The sequence below is a fragment of the Parvibaculum sp. genome, assembly GCF_045863935.1.
Lineage (GTDB): Bacteria > Pseudomonadota > Alphaproteobacteria > Parvibaculales > Parvibaculaceae > Parvibaculum.
The window spans coordinates 23031-40087 of the sequence record NZ_BTVP01000031.1 but is presented as its reverse complement, the minus strand read 5'-3'; the positions used below and the strand labels follow the sequence as shown (position 1 = coordinate 40087).

Here is a 17057-nt window from a genome sequence, read left to right as displayed (position 1 = left end):
TCGCAAAATCAAAAGCTTGAACCAGCCCGGGAAAATTTAAACCGGACAGCAGTGGACTTGATCCGGCAATCCAGTAGCCGCGAAGCGGCGTCCCTCTTCGCAAGAACATTCTTGCCTCTTTTCAAACTCGCCATTCACCAAGAGTATCACTGGATGCCCCGGGTCAAGCCCGGGCATGACATTCTGTGTGAAGAGTAGAACAACCGCTATCCTCCGCGCAAAAAGGAACCCCCATGCGCATCGGCATAGACCTCGGCGGCACCAAGATCGAAGCCATCGCCCTCGACAGCACCGGCCATGAACGCGCCCGCAAGCGCATCCCCTCGCCGCGCAGCTACGACGCCACCATCGCCGCCATTCGCGATCTCGTCGCCGCCCTCGAAACCGAAACCGGAGAGCAGGGCACCGTCGGCATCGGCATGCCCGGCGCCGTCTCTCCCGCCACCGGCCTCGTGAAAAACGCCAACAGCACCTGGCTCATCGGCCATCCCTTCGGGCGCGATCTCGAAGCCGCCCTCGGTCGCGCGGTTCGCCTCGCCAACGACGCCGACTGCTTCGCCCTGTCCGAAGCAACCGATGGCGCGGCGGCAGGCGCCAAAACCGTCTTCGGCGTCATCCTCGGCACGGGCGTCGGCGGCGGCATCGTCGTCAACGGCGCGCTCTTGTCGGGGCCGAACGCCATTGCCGGCGAATGGGGCCACAATCCCCTCCCCTGGGCGCTCCCCGATGAATATCCGGGTACGGACTGTTACTGCGGCAAGAAAGGCTGCATCGAAACATGGGTATCCGGCCCCGCCTTCGCGCGCCTCTATGCGGAGGAAAACGCCGAAGCCCTCTCGCCCGAGGCGATCGTCGCCGCGGCGGAAGCAGGCAACCGCCCCGCGCGCCTCGCACTGCGCCGCTACGCCGACCGCCTCGCCCGCGCACTCGCCCACGTGATCGACATTCTGGACCCGCACGCCATCGTGCTGGGCGGCGGCATGTCGAACGTCGCCGCGCTCTACGACGAAGTGCCGTCCCGCTGGGGCTCTTACGTCTTTTCCGACACCGTCGCGACCCCCCTCCTCCGCCACAAACACGGCGACTCCAGCGGCGTCCGCGGCGCGGCCTGGTTGTGGCCGGAAAATTAAAACATGTCATTGCCGGGCTTGACCCGGCAATCCAGAAGCCGCCGCAGGCGGCGTCCATCTTCGCGAGAATCTTCGGCTGCTTGGAATCCCCCCGGACATACGATCCGGAAGCTATCCAGGAGCGGCAAGCACGGCAGGCACCACACGAACGTCCGTCGTCTCATCGTCGGAACTTGCCTCGCGCTTCACAGCCTCTTCTGCATTAAAAAATAGGGTTTGCCGTCCTTCAGAAAGAGACCTGTGATGTTAAGTCCACTCTTGAGATTCAGCTGAATCATGGCGTCGTTATCTTGCTCGACATGCGTTTCGAGCAACCGAAAGCGTGATCCGCGAAGCCAGATGTGTTGCTGGCTCATCAGTTCCTTCGCAACGCCCTGCTTGCGAAAATCCGGATCGACGCCCCCGAGCCAACTGTAGTAGCGATCCTGCGCTATCGCATACCCCGCCTTGAAGCCGGTCCATCGGCTATCTGCTTCTGCAACAAAAACCGAAACATCCGGCATTCGCTCCAGACGCCACTTGAGTGAATCGAGCCAACTCTCATCCGCCGCCGCCCCGAAGATACGTTTCGTCAGTTCCCTGAATTCGGAAACGAACGTCCCTGAAAACGGCGCCTCTGATCGTCTCGTCGACATCACTCGGCCGCCGGTGCCAGCCGGATCGTTTCAGCCTTCGCCTTCTTCCCCTTCTCCTGAATCACGATATCGACATCACAACCGAAGGCTGTCAGAAACCGCATCAGCCGCTCCACCGAGAAATCGCGAAACTGCCCGCGCAGCATCCGCGACACATCGGGCTGGCCGATCCCCATGACCTCGGCGGCTTGCGCCTGCGTCAGCCCACGTCCCTCGATCAGCGATTGCAGCCGGCTCACAAGCCTCGCCTTGAGGAGATGCGTCTCTGCATCCGCCATGCCGAGATCGGCAAAGATGTTGCCGGAACCGCGCCTTACAACTTCCTTGGCTTTTCCACTCATCCGGCACTTCCTTTCGACTGCTTGTAATCTTCCTCGGCCACCCTCAGCCGCCGCCGCACGATGTCCATTTCCGTATCGGGCGTCTTGCTGCCCTTTTTCGATTTCTTCTGAAATACATGAAGCACATAGACTGCGCCGCGAAACTTCACGGTATAGATGGCGCGATACGTATCCGTGTTATGATCTTCGACGATCTCGACCACACCGGCACCGCCGAAACCTTTTAGCGGCTTGGCGCTCTCATGTTTCTCGCCCTGTTGCGCACGAAACAGCGCATACCCCATTCCATCCTGCACCGCTTCCGGGAACGACCGGAAATCCCGGTAGCTCGACCCGATCCATGCAACCGGCTTGATGTCTTCTTCCCCCATGACCGTCAAAATATGGTAATTTCACCATATTTGTCAATGATACTGTGTGTGCCGGAACACTCACCATGACCGCCACGCAAGGCTTCTGCCGCGACTGCTTCTCTCCCGTGCCGGAAGGCGCGGAGCGTTGTCCTGCCTGCCGCCGGCCGCGGCTTCTCTTCCACCCCGAACTTCACGCGCTCTCCATCGCCCACATGGATTGCGACGCCTTCTATGCCGCCGTCGAGAAGCGCGACAATCCGGAGCTTCGCGACAAGCCCCTCATCGTCGGCGGGGGCACGCGCGGCGTCGTCTCCACCTGCTGCTACATCGCGCGCATACGCGGCGTGCGTTCCGCCATGCCCATGTTCAAGGCGCTCGCCGCCTGCCCGGAAGCCGTCGTCGTGAAACCCGACATGGCAAAATACACACGCGTCGCGCGCGACGTGCGCGCGCTGATGCGCGACCTGACGCCCCTCGTCGAACCGGTCTCCATCGACGAGGCCTTTCTCGATCTCTCCGGCACCGAGCGCCTGCATCACGCAAGCCCCGCCGTCAGCATGGGCCGCCTCGCAAAGCGCATCGAGGACGAAATCGGCATCACCGTTTCCGTCGGCCTCTCCCACAACAAGTTCCTCGCCAAGATCGCCTCCGATCTCGACAAGCCGCGCGGCTTCGCCGTCATCGGCCGCGAGGAAACCATGTCCTTCCTCGCCTCGAAGCCCGTCTCCATGATCTGGGGCGTCGGCAAGGCGCTCGAAACGAAACTCGCGCGCGACGGCATCACGCGCATCGCCCAGCTCCAGAAGATGGAGGAGAACGACCTCATGGCGCGCTTCGGTTCCATGGGAAGCCGTCTCTATCGCCTGTCGCGCGGGCTGGACAGCCGCCATGTCGAGCCCGCCCACGAAGCAAAGAGCATTTCCGCCGAAACGACCTTCATGCGCGACATAAGGGACAAGGACGAGCTCGATCGCATTCTCTGGCCGCTCTGCGAGAAGGTCGCTGCCCGCGCCAAGGCGGCGGGGCTTTCGGGTTCGACCGTCGTGCTGAAGCTCAAGACCGCCGATTTTAAACTCCGTACACGGAATCAAACGCTGCCCGACCCCACCCAGCTTGCCGAGGTGATCTACCGCACCGCCTCGCCTCTCCTCGCGCGCGAGGCCACGGGGACAAGTTTTCGTCTTCTGGGGGTGGGGATTTCCGGTCTCGCCGATGGCGATCTTGCCGACCCGCCGGACATGCTCGACCCCGCCGCGACGCGCCGTGCGGACGCCGAACGTGCGATGGACCGTCTCCGCGCGAAATTCGGGGACAAGTCCATCGTCAAGGGACGCGGCATGAAGAAGTGACGAGGCGGGGATAAGTCCGTCTACGGACGTTTGTGACAGTTCGATGACATTACGATGACAGTCGCAAGCTGCTCGCGAAAAACGGCGGAAAACCGCCACCCCGAATTGTGACGGTCAGCAGGCGTCCGGATCGAAATAAGTGACCTCGCTGAGCCTGCCCTTCACCTCGACATCGAGATAGTCGAGCGACAGCGTGGCCGATATCCCGTTGGGAAATAAGAGATATCCCATCTCGAAGGTAGGCACGCCCTCCTTCTCTTCCGGATCGAAATAGCTGATCCGCACCGGCCAGGGCTCCATCTCGCCAAGCGCCTTGCCCTTGCCCGCCACCTTGGCATCAAGCCCTTGAGCCGAAAGGGTTTTTCCGATGAAGGCCGTGGTCGGGTTTTCCAGTTCCTCCGTCCCGTCGAACAGCGGACGGCTGAAAACCCTTTGTCCCGCTTGCGCTTTTTCGATCAGCGCCAGGTTGAACGCCATCGGGAAAAGCGTCTCGGGCGGCATGGTCACGGCCTCCCCGCCCTCCCGTAACACCTTGATTTCACCAGACTTTTCGCGCGTCGCCGTGCCGTCCTGGCGGTCCGTCAGTTCGCCATTCGTATACTCCGTCCGCGTGAAACGGAACTCGCTGCCATCCGCCGCTTCCCAATAGCTCAGGCGCACGTCGTTGCTCACAAGTCCTTGATCCAGAACGCCAACTCGCGTCACGACACGCTGCAGCGAGGTATAGCCGCCGCAAGCGGGGCCGCCCCTCCACTCGACGACCATGCGTCCCTCGATGCCCGTCACGTCGCTCACGGGCTGCGTGTGGCCAAGCGAGAGATCGTAGACCGCGCGGTGCATCTGAAGCGCGGGCGACGCGGCGGCGGCGCCGCTACCGGCAGCAAAAAGAGCAGCAATTACAGGCACTAACCGTTCGAACCGCATGACTTGTCTTCCGCTGCCACTTCTCGTCTCGAAGCCCTTTTGCGAGCTTACACCATCGGGTAAACCGGAGAACCCGTTCCATCTCAAGGTCGTCCATGTCCCGCCCCCGCATTCTCGTCACACGAAAATTACCAGCCGATGTAGAGGCCCGCGCGCTAAGTCATTTCGCGGCAACGCTAAATCCGGACGACCGCGCCTCCGCGCGCGAGGACATTCTGGCCAACACACAAGGCAAGGACGGTCTCCTCGTCACCGTGACGGACAGGATCGACGCCGCGCTGATCGCCGCCCTGCCGGCAAGCATCCGGATTATCTCAACCTTTTCCGTTGGTTACGATCACATCGATGTCGCCGCCGCGCAGGCCCGCGGCATCGCCGTCACCAACACACCCGACGTCCTCACCGATGCCACGGCCGAGATCGCGCTCCTGCTTATCCTCGGTGCGGCCCGCAATGCGGCCTCCGGCATGGCCACGCTCCGTGAGGGCCGCTGGAAAAACTGGGCGCCCACGGGAATGCTGGGTACGGAGCTTTCCGGCAAGCGCCTGGGCATTCTTGGCCTCGGCCGCATCGGCCGCGCAACGGCCTCTCGAGCCCGCGCCTTCGGCATGGAGATCCACTATCACAACCGCCATCGCCTGGCGCCGGAGCTCGAAGCAGGCGCCCATTATCACACTGATATCGCTTCCCTTTTCAGCGCGTCGGACGTGCTCTCCATCCATTGCGCGTCAACACCGGAAACGCGCGGGCTGATCAACCGCGAAACCATCGCCCTCCTGCCTCACGGCGCCATCGTCGTGAATACGGCGCGCGGCGACATTGTGGACGACGAAGCCCTGATCGAGGCGCTCGCCTCCGGCCGTATCGGCGCGGCGGGACTCGACGTCTACAACAACGAGCCGAACCTCCACCCCGGATATCTCAATCTTCCCAATGCCTTCCTGCTTCCGCACCTCGGCAGCGCAACGCTCGAAACGCGCAACGCCATGGGCTTCCGCGCGCTCGAAAATCTCGAGGTCTTCTTCGCCGGCAAGACGCCCCGCGACCTCTTGCACCCCTGAGCAGCAGCCGAGCAGGCCTTGCCCTGCGGCAAACTGCGTCGGCATTTTTTGCCCGCTGCAGACGAGCCATGCCGACGCAAGCCGTTGTTTCCAAAGGAAAACGGGAATGGCAACGTCCTTGCATTGTGCAAGCCGGGACACACGCCTGAAGGGGATCGCGCCTGGGCCGCGATAAGGGAACATGGGGTACGCGAAGAGGATATTGGGGAATGGAGACGGCGCCGCCAGCGCCGTTGGGGATGGCATCATTCCATCCGATCCGCAGACGGAGCAATTCCGGCGCAACCTCGGATCAGAGGCCCGCGCGGCGGCGGCACGCCACATCGTCACGCAGGCACTCGCCTTCGCGGATGAAGCCGAAAGCCGCATCGTGGCGCTCAACGCGCGCATCCGGCAGCTCGAAGCCCTTGCGCTGACAGACGAACTTACCGGTTTGCTCAACAGGCGCGGCTTTCACGAAGTGCTTCACCGCAACCTTCTGAGCGCCGCCCGCTACGAAGAAACAGGCCTCCTTGCCTATATCGACCTCGACAACTTCAAGTCGGTCAATGACCGCTGCGGCCATGCGGCGGGCGACGAGGTGCTGCGCACTGTCGGCTCTTTCCTGAGCCGAAGCATACGCGCAACGGACTATGCCGCGCGCCTCGGCGGCGACGAATTCGCCGTCCTGTTCGTCCGTGCGGACCATCGGCCCGCGCGCGACCGCGCCCGGGAAATGCTGCGCGACCTCGGCAAACTCAGAATTGCCTGCAAAACGCACCGGATTTCCGTTCGCGCAAGCCTCGGTCTTGCCGCCTATACCGGCGAAACGCAGATCGAACATCTGATCGACCGGGCCGACCGCGCCATGTATGCCGACAAGAAGAACGGCGGCCGCGCCGCGCGCTTGACGACGCTCGGCTGATCGCTCACGCGAGCGCCACGCCCTTCGGCTGCTGCTGCGTGATGCAGTGGATCGAACCGCCCCCGGCCGCAATTTCAAGCGCTGGCACCCTGACTATTTTCCGGTCCGGGAAAATCTCCCCCATTAGTCCGGCAGCAATGTCGTCATTCGGATCGTCATAGACCGGCATGATCACAGCGCCATTCGCAATGTAGGAATTCACGTAGGACGTGCAGAGCCGCCTGCCGTCCGGCCGTCGAAACTGCCGGCGCGGCTGCGGAATCTCGACCACTTCGAGCGAACGCCCCCTCGCGTCCCTCGCCTCCAGCAGCCTCTGCCTGTTGTCCTGCATGCGGACGTAATTCGGATCGCTCTTGTCCTGCGGCATGTGCAGGAGCACACGTCCCTCCGCCACGAAGGAAGCGATCATGTCGACATGGCCGCTCGTCTCGTCGTCCTCCAGCCCGCGATCGAGCCAGACAATGCGTGCCACGCCAAGCGTGAGCGCGAGCGCCTCCTCGATCTGCTGCCGCGTCATTTCCGGATTGCGATTGTCGTTCAGCAGGCATTCCTCTGTCGTGATGAGCGTTCCGTAGCCGTCGACGGAAATGGATCCGCCTTCCAGCACCATATTGTTCGAATAGTTGCGCATGCCGAGTCGGCCGAGGATAAGTCCGGCAACGGCGGCGTCGTCTTCATAGCCGTGATAGGCGTTACCCCACGCATTGAAGCGCCATTGCGCCCCCGCGACATGCCCCTTCCCGTCCACGAGAAAAATCGGTCCGGAGTCCCGGCACCAGCTGTCATCGATCGGCAAGGGCACGATCTCGACGTCGCGCCCGCAGGCGAGCCGAGCCTGCGCCTCGTCTTCCGGCCGGCAGACCATGCTCACGGGTTCGAACGCCGCGATGGCGCGCGCAACACCGGCGTATGCGGCATAGGCCTGCGGCAGGCGCTCGCCCCAAACTTCTGACCGGCTCGGCCACTGCATCCAGCAGCGCTCATGCGGCTCCCATTCGGCCGGCATGAACAGGCCATCGTCTGCCGGCATCCGCCGCTCGCTCATGATCGCTTCCCCGCTCTTTCGCCGTGCCGTATTAGGCGCTAGGTATAACCCGCCAGCACGAGGCGGCAACCGCGGGAAAGGGAGAAAACGTCATGGCCGGAAAAATCGAAGCACGCCTGAAGGAGATCGGCATCGAATTGCCCTCCCCCTCCCAGCCCGCAGGCACCTATGTGCCCTATGTCATCAGCGGCAATCTCGTTTTCATCTCCGGCCAGGGCCCTGTCGGTCCAAACGGGCTCGAATTCATCGGAAAAGTAGGCAAGGAGCAGGATGTCGAGGCCGGCAAGGCGGCGGCACGCCTGACGATGATCAATGTCCTCGCCCAGCTGAAGGCAGCCTGCGGCGGCGACCTGGATCGCGTCAAACGCTGCGTGAAACTTCTCGGCTTCGTGAACGCCACCCCCGACTTCGATCAACAGCCTGCCGTCATAAATGGCGGCTCCGATCTTCTGGTGGAGGTGTTCGGCGATGCGGGCCGTCACGCCCGTTCCGCCGTCGCAGCCGCGTCGCTCCCCTTCCAGATGACCGTCGAGATCGAGGCGATTTTCGAGATCGCCTAGGCCTCGCCGGTTCAATAGGATCGGGGCATGGGCGACAGCGAAGCAGCCATCATCCGGGTCGTGGACAGCCTCTCGAGCGTCGACAGCGCGAGTTGGGATACCTGCGCCAATCCGCCTGGCGAACCTGTAAATCCATTCGTCTCGCACAGGTTCCTGAGCGCGCTGGAGGAAAGCGGATCGGCGACACGCCGTACCGGATGGCTGCCGCAGCACATACTCCTTGAGGACGAGAGAGGACAGCTTGCGGGCTGCATGCCCATGTACCTCAAGAACCACAGTCGCGGTGAATACGTCTTCGACCATGGCTGGGCAAACGCGTTCGAGAACGCGGGCGGACGTTACTACCCGAAACTTCAGTGCTCAGTTCCGTTCACACCTGCAACAGGTCCGCGCCTCCTGACGCCAAACACCCCCGCTCGCGAAGCCGTCGAGGACACACTGATCGCCGGCGCGATCGAAGTCGGCAAGAGGACGGGTGTGTCGTCGCTTCACATCACCTTCTTGCCTGAACGGCAGTGGACGCGTCTCGGTTCTCTTGGTCTTCTGCAGCGCACGGATCAGCAATTTCATTGGCATAATCGAGGGTACAACACCTTCGAGGACTTTCTGTCGGACCTTTCGTCCCGAAAGCGCAAGATGATCCGCAAGGAACGCGAGCGGGCAAAGGAAAACGGCGTTTCGGTCGAATGGGTAACGGGCAGCGACCTCACGGAAGACCACTGGGACGCTTTCTTCGCCTTCTACATGGATACCGGCGCACGCAAATGGGGGTCGCCCTATCTGACACGCGAATTCTTCAGCCTCGTGGGCGAGCGCATGGCCGACGAAACGCTCCTGGTGATGGCGCGGCGCGATGGGCGGCTGATCGCCGGCGCGTTGAATTTCATTGGTGGCGATGCTCTCTACGGCCGGAACTGGGGCGCCGTTGAGCATCACCCCTTCCTGCATTTCGAATGCTGCTATTATCAGGCCATTGAGTTCGCCATCGACAGGGGGCTGGCGCGCGTCGAAGCCGGGGCCCAGGGCGAACACAAACTTGCGCGCGGCTACCTTCCGTCGCGCACTTACAGTGCGCACTGGATAGCCAATTCATCGTTCCGGGAGGCTGTGGCCGAATATCTTTCGCGCGAACGGCAATATGTCGACCGGGATATCGCCGCCCTTGGCGAATACGCGCCCTTCCGGCACGATGCGGCCGGGGAAGAACATCAGGAGGACGATTTCTGACCGTGGCCTACGATCAAAACAACATCTTTGCGAAAATACTCCGTGGCGAGGCGCCCTGCTTCAAGGTCTATGAAGACGACATGACACTCTCCTTCATGGATGTCATGCCGCAGGCGGAGGGTCATACGCTCGTCATTCCGAAATACCCGGCAGAGGACATTTTCGACCTCGATCCCGACTATGCGGCCGCCATGGCAAAGACGGTAAAGCGTATCGCGCCGGCCGTAAGAAAGGCGTTCGATGTTCCCGGCATTCTCGTCGCGCAGTTGAACGGGTCGGCCGCAGGGCAGACGGTCTTTCATATTCATACACACATCATTCCACGGACGAATGGCATCGACCTCAAACTCCATGCCCGTGAAATGGCCGATTTCAAGCAGCTCGAGAAGCACGCCGAGATGGTGAAAGCCGCACTCCGATAAAAACACCGATGGTCTTGCCGCCCGGGAGGAAATGAAGGTGGCAATTCCATCCAAGGGGAGGAAAGAATGAAAATCCTGAAGCGCGCGGCCGCCGTTGCGGTCATTCTGATGGGCGTTACCGCCTGCTCGGACAGTGACGAGTATGTTCAGGAGGCTGTCACCGGCCCCTCACCCTTTCACGGAATTCACGGCATCACCGTCACGAAGGATGGAAAAATCCTCGCGGGAAGCGTCGTCGGACGCGCCATTTATGAGGTCGATCCGGAGAGCGGTACGGCAAGCATTTATGAAGCTTCTCCGGCTGGCATGGCAGACGACCTCGAAGAAGGTCCCGATGGAACGCTGGCCTGGACGGCGTTCCTCGACGGGAAGGTTTATGCGCGCAGACCTGGCGGCGAGCTGCTCACTCTCGCCGAGGGGCTGCCCGGTCTTAATTCGCTTGCATGGACGGAGGACGGACGCCTGTTCGCGACCCAGGTCTTTCTGGGCGACGCGCTCTACGAACTTGATCCGTCAGGAGAAAAGCCGCCGCGCAAGATCATGGCCGGCATGGGCGGTCTCAATGGCTTCGACTTCGGTCCCGACGGAAAGCTCTACGGCCCGCTCTGGTTCAAGAAACAGATTGTCCGGGTTGATGTCGATTCAGGCACCCTCGATGTCGTAGCCGAAGGCTTCGCCACGCCTGCCGCGGTCAACTTCAATTCGAAGGGAGAGCTTTACGCCGTCGATACGGAAGCCGGGCACGTTTACCGCATCGACCTGGCCACCGGAGAGAAGGCGCTTATCGCCGAAGTCGCGCCGGCGATTGACAATCTTGCTTTCGACAATGACGACAACCTCCTCATCACCAACATGGCCGACAACGCGGTCATCGCAATAGATACCGAAAACGGTGAGGCCAGAACGATCATCTCGGGCCCGCTCGCTGTGGCCGGCGACATAGCGCTTGGCGACAACGGCGATATTTACGTTGCCGATCTCTTTGCGCTGCGCAGCGTGAATCCGTCGACTGGTTCTGTGAGCGAAATAGCCCGTGTCTGGTCGTCCAATATCGACTATCCGCTGAGCATCTCCATAACGAGCGGCCACATGGCCGTGGCAGCGCTGACGGCCGGCGCCGTCCAGATATTCGACGCCGCCTCGGGCGTGTCGTTCCAACCTCATCACGGCTTCACGACACCGGCGGACGCCATCGTGCTCGCGGACGGCAGCGTCGTCGTTTCCGAATATGCCCGCGGCGCTCTGGTTCGGATCGCCAACAACAACTGGGACAACCGCACGGATGTTGCGACGGGCCTCGACGGCCCCGCCATGCTGAAACTCGCGGCGGACGGAGCGCTCTATGTCAGCGAAAACACCGGTGGCCGGATTTCGCGTGTGGACATCGAAACGGGTGAGAGAAGCGTCGTCGCCGACAATCTCTCGGCTCCGGAAGGTTTCGACATCGGACCCGACGGACGCTTCGTGGTCGCCGAAGTCGGCGCGAAACGGATCGTTGCAATCGACACCGAAAGCGACGAAAGAGAGGTCATCAAGGAAGACCTGCCCATCGGCTTCGAAGCGCCGGAAAACGTGCCGCCGCTCTTCATTCCCACAGGCGTGGTCGCAGCCGCGAATGGCGACATCTACTATTCTTCAGACATAGACGTCCGCATCTACCGGCTAAGAAAGAACTGACCGGTTAGGAAAGACGGAAAGGCCGCCGGTAACGCGTACCGGCGGCCTTGTCCATTTCTACATGTGGAAGACGACGAGCTTGTTGCCGTCGAGATCGCGGAAATATCCGCCATAGAACGTGCCGCCGCGCAGCCCCGGTGCACCTTCGTCCGTGCCGCCCAGGCTAAGAGCCTTTGCATGCACCTTGTTCACCGTTTCCTGCGAGTCGGCAGCAAGAGCGACCATCGTGCCGTTGCCGAAAGTCGCCTTGTTGCCGTCATGAGGCTTGGTAACCGCAAGCATCGGGCCCTTACCGTTGCTCCAGCCAACGAACCGGCCAGGGTCGGTCATGGCCTGCTTTGCGCCGAGCAGGGAAAGAAGGTCTGCGTAGAATTTGGTCGCCCGGTCGAGATCGTTCGTGCCGAGCATGATATAGCCGATCATAGATCGCCTCCCTTTGTGTTTGTCTCTGTTAGCTAATCCAGAAAACGGCGGCCACGAAATCAAACTTTCGTGGCCGCCTGTCCATCTCTCAAAGCCGGTTAGTCGTTTTTGAACTACTCGACCAGCAGGGGCACTTTCGGCACCGTGCCGCCACCGGAGCCCCCGGATCCGTCACGCGGCTTGCGCGCCTTCGGCTTCTTTGGACCGCCACCGCTGGGACTGCGCGGTTGTGCGGGCTCTATATCGAAGGAGAGCGCATCCTCCGCCACGCCGACGCGCACATGCCCACCCTTCACAAGCTTGCCGAAGAGAACCTCATCCGCCAGCGGCTTCTTGATGTTCTCCTGTATGACACGCGCAAGCGGACGCGCGCCCATCTGTTCGTCGTACCCCCGCTCGGCAAGCCAATTATTGGCCTCGGGCGTGAGTTCGATTGTGACGTGGCGATCGGCCAGTTGAGCCTCGAGCTGGAGAACGAACTTCTCGACAACCTGCGCGATAACCCGTTCTGGCAGATGACCGAACGGGATCACCGCATCGAGACGATTGCGGAACTCCGGCGTGAAGAGCCGCTTGATCGCGTCCTCGTCGTCGCCCACCCGCTTCTTTTGCGAGAAGCCAATCGTCGGCTTGGCCATGTCGGCCGCACCGGCGTTGGTAGTCATGATGAGAACCACATTCCGGAAGTCGATCTTCTTGCCGTTGTGATCCGTCAACTTCCCGTGATCCATCACCTGCAGCAGGATATTGAAGAGATCCGGGTGCGCCTTCTCGATCTCGTCGAGCAGCAGAACGCAATGCGGATGCTGATCGACGCCGTCCGTCAGCAAACCGCCCTGATCGAACCCTACATAGCCAGGCGGTGCGCCAATGAGACGCGATACCGTGTGGCGCTCCATGTATTCGGACATGTCGAAGCGGAGCATCTCGACACCCAGAACCGCCGCGAGCTGACGCGCCACCTCGGTCTTGCCGACGCCAGTCGGGCCTGAGAAGAGATAGCAGCCAATCGGCTTCTCTGCTTCGCGAAGCCCCGCGCGGGCGAGCTTGATCGATGCGGCAAGCGCATCGATGGCAGCATCCTGCCCGAACACCACCCGCTTCAACTCGGTATCCAGATCCTTGAGCTTCTCGGTATCGCTTTTCGAAACCGATTTCGGCGGGATACGCGCCATGGTGGCAACCACCGCTTCGATCTCGGCAACGCCGATCGTCTTCTTGCGCCGGGATTCCGCAAGAAGCATCTGCGAAGCGCCAGCCTCGTCGATCACGTCGATCGCCTTGTCGGGCAGCTTCCGGTCATGCATGTACTTGGCGGACAGGTCCACCGCCGCCTTCACCGCATCATTGGTGTAGCGGACCTTGTGGAACTCCTCGAAATAGGGCTTCAGCCCCTTGAGTATTTTGATCGAGTCAGGGATCGACGGCTCGGCAACATCGATCTTCTGGAACCGCCGGACCAGCGCCCGGTCCTTTTCAAAGTGCTGCCGGTATTCCTTGTACGTTGTCGAACCGATGCAGCGCACCGATCCGCTTGCGAGCGCAGGCTTCAGAAGGTTCGAGGCATCCATCGCCCCACCACTCGTCGCACCGGCGCCGATCACCGTGTGGATTTCGTCGATGAACATGATCGCGCCGGGATAGGCTTCGATCTCTTTGATGACAGCCTTGATGCGCTCTTCAAAGTCGCCGCGATAACGCGTGCCCGCGAGCAGCGTTCCCATGTCCAGCGAGAAGATCGTTGCGTTCCTGAGGACTTCCGGCACCTCGCCCTTCACGATACGGCGGGCAAGCCCTTCAGCGATGGCAGTCTTGCCAACGCCCGGATCGCCTACGAAGAGAGGATTGTTCTTGGACCGGCGGCACAGAATCTGGATCGTGCGTTCCACTTCGCGCTCGCGACCGATCAGCGGGTCGATTTTCCCCTGCTTCGCCTTTTCGTTGAGGTTTACGCAGTAATTGTCGAGCGCTTCGGTTGTGCGCTCCTTGCGCGCGCCCCGCTCTCCGGTCTCCGCCTCTTCCTGCGCACCGCGCACTGGTCGGGTCTCGCTCATGTCGCCGCGCTTCGCGATACCGTGACTGATGTAATTTACAGCGTCATACCGCGTCATATCCTGCTCCTGCAGGAAATAGGCGGCGTGGCTCTCCCGCTCGGCAAACATCGCAACAAGCACGTTTGCGCCTGTCACTTCCTCTCGGCCGGAAGACTGTACATGAATGACGGCACGCTGAATGACGCGCTGGAACCCCGCCGTTGGCTTCGAGTCCTCGCCATTCTCGACGACGAGGCTCGAAAGTTCGTTGTCGACGTAGTTCGTCAGCTGCTGCCGCAACAGGTCCATGTCGACATTGCACGCGCGCATCACCGCGGCGGCATCGGAATCGTCCATCAGGGAAAGCAGAAGGTGTTCCAGGGTCGCGTATTCGTGGTTGCGCTCATTGGCAAGCGCCAACGCACGATGAAGCCCCTCCTCCAGATTTCGTGAAAACGTCGGCACTCCGAACCTTCCCTTCTGCTGAACTTGGGTACAGCCTGAACGCGCTACTACGAACGGTTACTCTCTCTCCATCGTACATTGCAGCGGATGCTGGTGCTGGCGCGCAAAATCCATCACCTGCGTCACCTTCGTCTCCGCCACTTCATACGTATACAAGCCGCAAACACCCACGCCATGTTGATGAACATGGAGCATGATCAATGTGGCCTCTTCACGCCCCTTGTTGAAGAAGTGTTCCAGCACATGAACGACGAATTCCATCGGTGTGTAATCGTCGTTGAGCAGCAACACCTTGTAGAGCGAGGGCTTTTTGGTCTTCGGCTTCGTCTTCGTGATGACCCCGGTACCTGCGCCTCCGTCATCATCACCGCGCCGCCTGTCGTCAGACATACCCCATTCCTGCCGAAATCCTTCCTGCCGCAGACCCTGGCCTGCCGGCAGTCACTCTAAATCTTCCAACTCTTTGATAGATAGTCGACCATAGCGAAAATCAAAGATCGATCCCAATCGTAGACGGATTCGGCAGCGCCGCGACGTGTCTCGTGCGCCCTCCCCTTGGTTAGACGATCGAGAACACCAATTCCGGCTGGCCCTCCCAAGCCCCCACGCGCCTTGGAACCTTGCGCCGGCCGGCGCGGCAAGGGCTCGACCGGTTAACAAAATATTAACCCTGTTAATAAATTGGTAACACACGCTGCCTATCCTCGTCCCAGAACCCTAACAGCACGAGATACTTGAGATTTTTGGCGATTTTTCGTGTGGAGGGTCTTCGCAAACTGTGGTTCTGCCACTACAGTTTCTGGGGATAAGTTCATGGCACACACAGGCAGGGTGTGCCGTAAGAGGGGTTAAAGTGACATGCAGGGGCCTGCGCTCACGAGTACTGCGCGCAAATCCTCAAACCTGACGGGCATGGCTGCTCGCCTGTTGGTGGCTAGCATGCTGGCCGCTTTTGTTTGGGCTTTGGCACTTCCAGTCCATGCGGCGACGCCCAAATCGGCGGCGCTTGTGATGGATGCCTATACAGGCACCGTCCTTTATTCCCGTAATGCCGACGAATATCGCTATCCCGCCTCCCTCACCAAGGTGATGACCCTCTATCTCCTCTTCGAGGGATTGGACTCCAATAAATTCACGTTGAAATCGCGCATCACGATGACGCCACGCGGCGCGGGCATGCCACCGTCGAAGCTTGGACTCCGTCCTGGCCAGACCATCAGCGTTGAAGACGCGATCCTCTCACTGGTCACGCGCTCGGCCAATGACGTCGCCTCCGCGACAGGCGCCTTCCTTGCCGGCACGGAAGACGACTTCGCGGTCATGATGACAAAAAAGGCGCGGGAAATCGGCATGTCCCGCACGACCTACAAGAATGCGTCCGGCCTCCCCAACGACGCCCAGAAGACAACCGCGCGCGACCAGGCGACGCTTGCGAAGCGTATCCGCGAGGACTTCCCGCAGTATTACCACTACTTCGGAACGGAATACTTCGTTTGGGGGAAGTCCCGCATTCGGAACCACAATCACCTGCTCGGCAAATACGAAGGCACCACGGGTCTCAAGACCGGCTACACCAATGCCTCCGGCTTCAACCTTACGGCCACCGTGGAACGCGATAACAAGTTCCTGATCGGCGTCGTTATGGGAGGCGAGAAGGCGAAGATTCGCGATGCCCATATGATTGACATCCTCGACCGCGCCTTCCCCAAAGCGGTGGCGATGAAGGATGGCAACACCCGCTTTGCGGCGCTCGCGCCGGCTCCGAAACCGATCGTCCGGCCTGCAGGCCTGGTGGCGGACGAGGATCGCTCCGAGCTGTTCCAGCTCGCATCCGCGATCGAGGACGAACGCGACCCGGATGAAGAAACCTATGCAGAAGGTGGCATAGGCACCGAATTGCCGGCACCCGTCGAAATGGCCGCATTGCCAGCCACGAAGCCCGAGCTGTCCGTGGAACCGGGTACAGCCGCCAACACGGCGCCAGTGGACAGCGTGACAGCCTATGCCGTAGCGGCGTTCCACAAGGCCGAAGGTCCAGTACGCATGGCCGGCCGCGAGATAGGCAATTTCCTTGTCGCTCCCGCGAACGCGGCAATCAATCCGGATGCTGCCGCAAGTCCCCTGCTCCGTACTGCCGCCAACGATCCGGCACGTCGTGAACCTTTGGCGGCACAGTCGTGGCACGAGGGAGATCCGCTCATCCCTGAAGGAACATGGATTATTCAGATCGGCGCCTATGCTGAGCAATCCGACGCCGTGGATAGCATCCGCAAGGCCATGCGCGCGGCCCCATCGGAACTCGGCGACGCCGTGCCCGTCACGGTGCCCGTCAAGACGGCTGACAACCGCACGCTCTATCGTTCGCGCTTTGGCGGATTCGATGGCGAAAAGGCGGCGCGCAACGCTTGTGGGCGCCTCGCCCGCGAAGCGATCCAGTGCATCCCGATCCCGCCTTCGAACTGGACCATGCCCCAGTCGGACGAGAGCAAGGAAAAGCGGCGCGGTTAA

The 17057-nt window shown here is 61.2% G+C and carries 18 protein-coding genes; 10 read left to right on the top strand and 8 right to left on the bottom strand.

Annotation, left to right across the window (positions count from 1 at the left end; genetic code table 11):
• Both ACKUUH_RS13060 and ACKUUH_RS13055 read left to right on the top strand, forming a co-directional pair.
• Window positions 1-198, top strand: a 198-nt coding sequence (locus ACKUUH_RS13060) for a hypothetical protein (protein WP_407950358.1), incomplete at its 5' end; no start/stop codon positions are given.
• Window positions 199-233: 35 nt separating this feature from the next.
• Window positions 234-1130, top strand: a complete 897-nt coding sequence (locus tag ACKUUH_RS13055; RefSeq protein WP_407950357.1) for an ROK family protein — start codon at window positions 234-236, stop codon at window positions 1128-1130.
• A 185-nt stretch (window positions 1131-1315) separates the two neighbouring features.
• Here ACKUUH_RS13055 and ACKUUH_RS13050 read toward each other — a convergent pair whose 3' ends face one another.
• From ACKUUH_RS13050 to ACKUUH_RS13040, 3 genes are read right to left on the bottom strand one after another with little or no spacing between them, the layout of a single operon-like run.
• Complete coding sequence (locus tag ACKUUH_RS13050) at window positions 1316-1765, bottom strand: GNAT family N-acetyltransferase (RefSeq protein ID WP_407950356.1); 450 nt, start codon at window positions 1763-1765, stop codon at window positions 1316-1318.
• Window positions 1765-2106 (bottom strand): helix-turn-helix domain-containing protein, encoded by a 342-nt coding sequence (locus ACKUUH_RS13045; RefSeq protein WP_407950355.1) that lies wholly within the window; start codon window positions 2104-2106, stop codon window positions 1765-1767. Before ACKUUH_RS13045 ends, ACKUUH_RS13050 begins: the two co-directional genes overlap by 1 nt.
• Entirely contained in the window at window positions 2103-2477 is a 375-nt protein-coding gene (locus ACKUUH_RS13040; RefSeq protein WP_407950354.1) for a type II toxin-antitoxin system RelE/ParE family toxin, read from the bottom strand. Before ACKUUH_RS13040 ends, ACKUUH_RS13045 begins: the two co-directional genes overlap by 4 nt.
• 65 nt (window positions 2478-2542) lie before the next feature.
• Between ACKUUH_RS13040 and ACKUUH_RS13035 the strand changes: the two genes are divergently transcribed.
• Window positions 2543-3808, top strand: a complete 1266-nt coding sequence (locus tag ACKUUH_RS13035; RefSeq protein ID WP_407950353.1) for a DNA polymerase IV — start codon at window positions 2543-2545, stop codon at window positions 3806-3808.
• Between the two features lie 114 nt (window positions 3809-3922).
• Here the strand turns inward: ACKUUH_RS13035 and ACKUUH_RS13030 are convergent, their stop codons facing one another.
• Entirely contained in the window at window positions 3923-4732 is an 810-nt protein-coding gene (locus ACKUUH_RS13030) for a cell envelope integrity EipB family protein (RefSeq protein WP_407950352.1), read from the bottom strand.
• A gap of 95 nt (window positions 4733-4827) precedes the next feature.
• Between ACKUUH_RS13030 and ACKUUH_RS13025 the strand changes: the two genes are divergently transcribed.
• Window positions 4828-5793 (top strand): 2-hydroxyacid dehydrogenase, encoded by a 966-nt coding sequence (locus ACKUUH_RS13025; protein ID WP_407950351.1) that lies wholly within the window; start codon window positions 4828-4830, stop codon window positions 5791-5793.
• A gap of 181 nt (window positions 5794-5974) precedes the next feature.
• Window positions 5975-6697 (top strand): GGDEF domain-containing protein, encoded by a 723-nt coding sequence (locus ACKUUH_RS13020; protein WP_407950350.1) that lies wholly within the window; start codon window positions 5975-5977, stop codon window positions 6695-6697.
• Window positions 6698-6701: 4 nt separating this feature from the next.
• Here ACKUUH_RS13020 and ACKUUH_RS13015 read toward each other — a convergent pair whose 3' ends face one another.
• Complete coding sequence (locus ACKUUH_RS13015; protein WP_407950349.1) at window positions 6702-7742, bottom strand: agmatine/peptidylarginine deiminase; 1041 nt, start codon at window positions 7740-7742, stop codon at window positions 6702-6704.
• Window positions 7743-7834: 92 nt separating this feature from the next.
• On the opposite strand from ACKUUH_RS13015, the gene ACKUUH_RS13010 reads away from it, so the two are divergent.
• The 4 genes from ACKUUH_RS13010 (at window position 7835) to ACKUUH_RS12995 (ending at window position 11628) form a co-directional block, all read left to right on the top strand.
• The gene (locus ACKUUH_RS13010) at window positions 7835-8302 is read left to right on the top strand and encodes a RidA family protein (protein ID WP_407950348.1); all 468 of its coding nucleotides are present in this window, start codon (window positions 7835-7837) and stop codon (window positions 8300-8302) included.
• Window positions 8303-8329: 27 nt separating this feature from the next.
• Entirely contained in the window at window positions 8330-9529 is a 1200-nt protein-coding gene (locus tag ACKUUH_RS13005) for a GNAT family N-acetyltransferase (protein ID WP_407950347.1), read from the top strand.
• A 2-nt stretch (window positions 9530-9531) separates the two neighbouring features.
• Window positions 9532-9951 (top strand): HIT family protein, encoded by a 420-nt coding sequence (locus tag ACKUUH_RS13000; protein WP_407950346.1) that lies wholly within the window; start codon window positions 9532-9534, stop codon window positions 9949-9951.
• Window positions 9952-10017: 66 nt separating this feature from the next.
• A complete protein-coding gene (locus tag ACKUUH_RS12995) occupies window positions 10018-11628 on the top strand; it encodes an SMP-30/gluconolactonase/LRE family protein (protein ID WP_407950345.1) in 1611 nt (536 codons plus the stop codon).
• A 57-nt stretch (window positions 11629-11685) separates the two neighbouring features.
• Here ACKUUH_RS12995 and ACKUUH_RS12990 read toward each other — a convergent pair whose 3' ends face one another.
• From ACKUUH_RS12990 to clpS, 3 genes are all read right to left on the bottom strand, one after another.
• Complete coding sequence (locus ACKUUH_RS12990) at window positions 11686-12051, bottom strand: VOC family protein (protein ID WP_407950344.1); 366 nt, start codon at window positions 12049-12051, stop codon at window positions 11686-11688.
• A 113-nt stretch (window positions 12052-12164) separates the two neighbouring features.
• On the bottom strand, window positions 12165-14549 hold the full coding sequence (clpA, locus tag ACKUUH_RS12985) for an ATP-dependent Clp protease ATP-binding subunit ClpA (RefSeq protein WP_407950343.1): 2385 nt from the start codon (window positions 14547-14549) through the stop codon (window positions 12165-12167).
• A gap of 57 nt (window positions 14550-14606) precedes the next feature.
• Window positions 14607-14939 (bottom strand): ATP-dependent Clp protease adapter ClpS, encoded by a 333-nt coding sequence (gene clpS, locus ACKUUH_RS12980; RefSeq protein ID WP_407950342.1) that lies wholly within the window; start codon window positions 14937-14939, stop codon window positions 14607-14609.
• 549 nt (window positions 14940-15488) lie between these two features.
• Between clpS and ACKUUH_RS12975 the strand changes: the two genes are divergently transcribed.
• Entirely contained in the window at window positions 15489-17057 is a 1569-nt protein-coding gene (locus tag ACKUUH_RS12975) for a serine hydrolase (RefSeq protein WP_407950341.1), read from the top strand.

Bases quoted from the DNA above. Each gene is read 5' to 3' on its own strand.
- ACKUUH_RS12995 (WP_407950345.1), top strand. From the start codon at position 10,018: ATGAAAATCCTGAAGCGCGCGGCCGCCGTTGCGGTCATTCTGATGGGC.
- ACKUUH_RS13025 (WP_407950351.1), top strand. From the start codon at position 4,828: ATGTCCCGCCCCCGCATTCTCGTCACACGAAAATTACCAGCCGATGTA.
- ACKUUH_RS13050 (WP_407950356.1), bottom strand. From the start codon at position 1,765: ATGTCGACGAGACGATCAGAGGCGCCGTTTTCAGGGACGTTCGTTTCC.
- ACKUUH_RS13055 (WP_407950357.1), top strand. From the start codon at position 234: ATGCGCATCGGCATAGACCTCGGCGGCACCAAGATCGAAGCCATCGCC.
- ACKUUH_RS13005 (WP_407950347.1), top strand. From the start codon at position 8,330: ATGGGCGACAGCGAAGCAGCCATCATCCGGGTCGTGGACAGCCTCTCG.
- ACKUUH_RS13010 (WP_407950348.1), top strand. From the start codon at position 7,835: ATGGCCGGAAAAATCGAAGCACGCCTGAAGGAGATCGGCATCGAATTG.
- ACKUUH_RS13045 (WP_407950355.1), bottom strand. From the start codon at position 2,106: ATGAGTGGAAAAGCCAAGGAAGTTGTAAGGCGCGGTTCCGGCAACATC.
- ACKUUH_RS13035 (WP_407950353.1), top strand. From the start codon at position 2,543: ATGACCGCCACGCAAGGCTTCTGCCGCGACTGCTTCTCTCCCGTGCCG.
- ACKUUH_RS12975 (WP_407950341.1), top strand. From the start codon at position 15,489: ATGCTGGCCGCTTTTGTTTGGGCTTTGGCACTTCCAGTCCATGCGGCG.
- ACKUUH_RS13040 (WP_407950354.1), bottom strand. From the start codon at position 2,477: ATGGGGGAAGAAGACATCAAGCCGGTTGCATGGATCGGGTCGAGCTAC.
- ACKUUH_RS13020 (WP_407950350.1), top strand. From the start codon at position 5,975: ATGGGGTACGCGAAGAGGATATTGGGGAATGGAGACGGCGCCGCCAGC.
- ACKUUH_RS12990 (WP_407950344.1), bottom strand. From the start codon at position 12,051: ATGATCGGCTATATCATGCTCGGCACGAACGATCTCGACCGGGCGACC.
- ACKUUH_RS13030 (WP_407950352.1), bottom strand. From the start codon at position 4,732: ATGCGGTTCGAACGGTTAGTGCCTGTAATTGCTGCTCTTTTTGCTGCC.
- ACKUUH_RS13015 (WP_407950349.1), bottom strand. From the start codon at position 7,742: ATGAGCGAGCGGCGGATGCCGGCAGACGATGGCCTGTTCATGCCGGCC.
- clpS (WP_407950342.1), bottom strand. From the start codon at position 14,939: ATGTCTGACGACAGGCGGCGCGGTGATGATGACGGAGGCGCAGGTACC.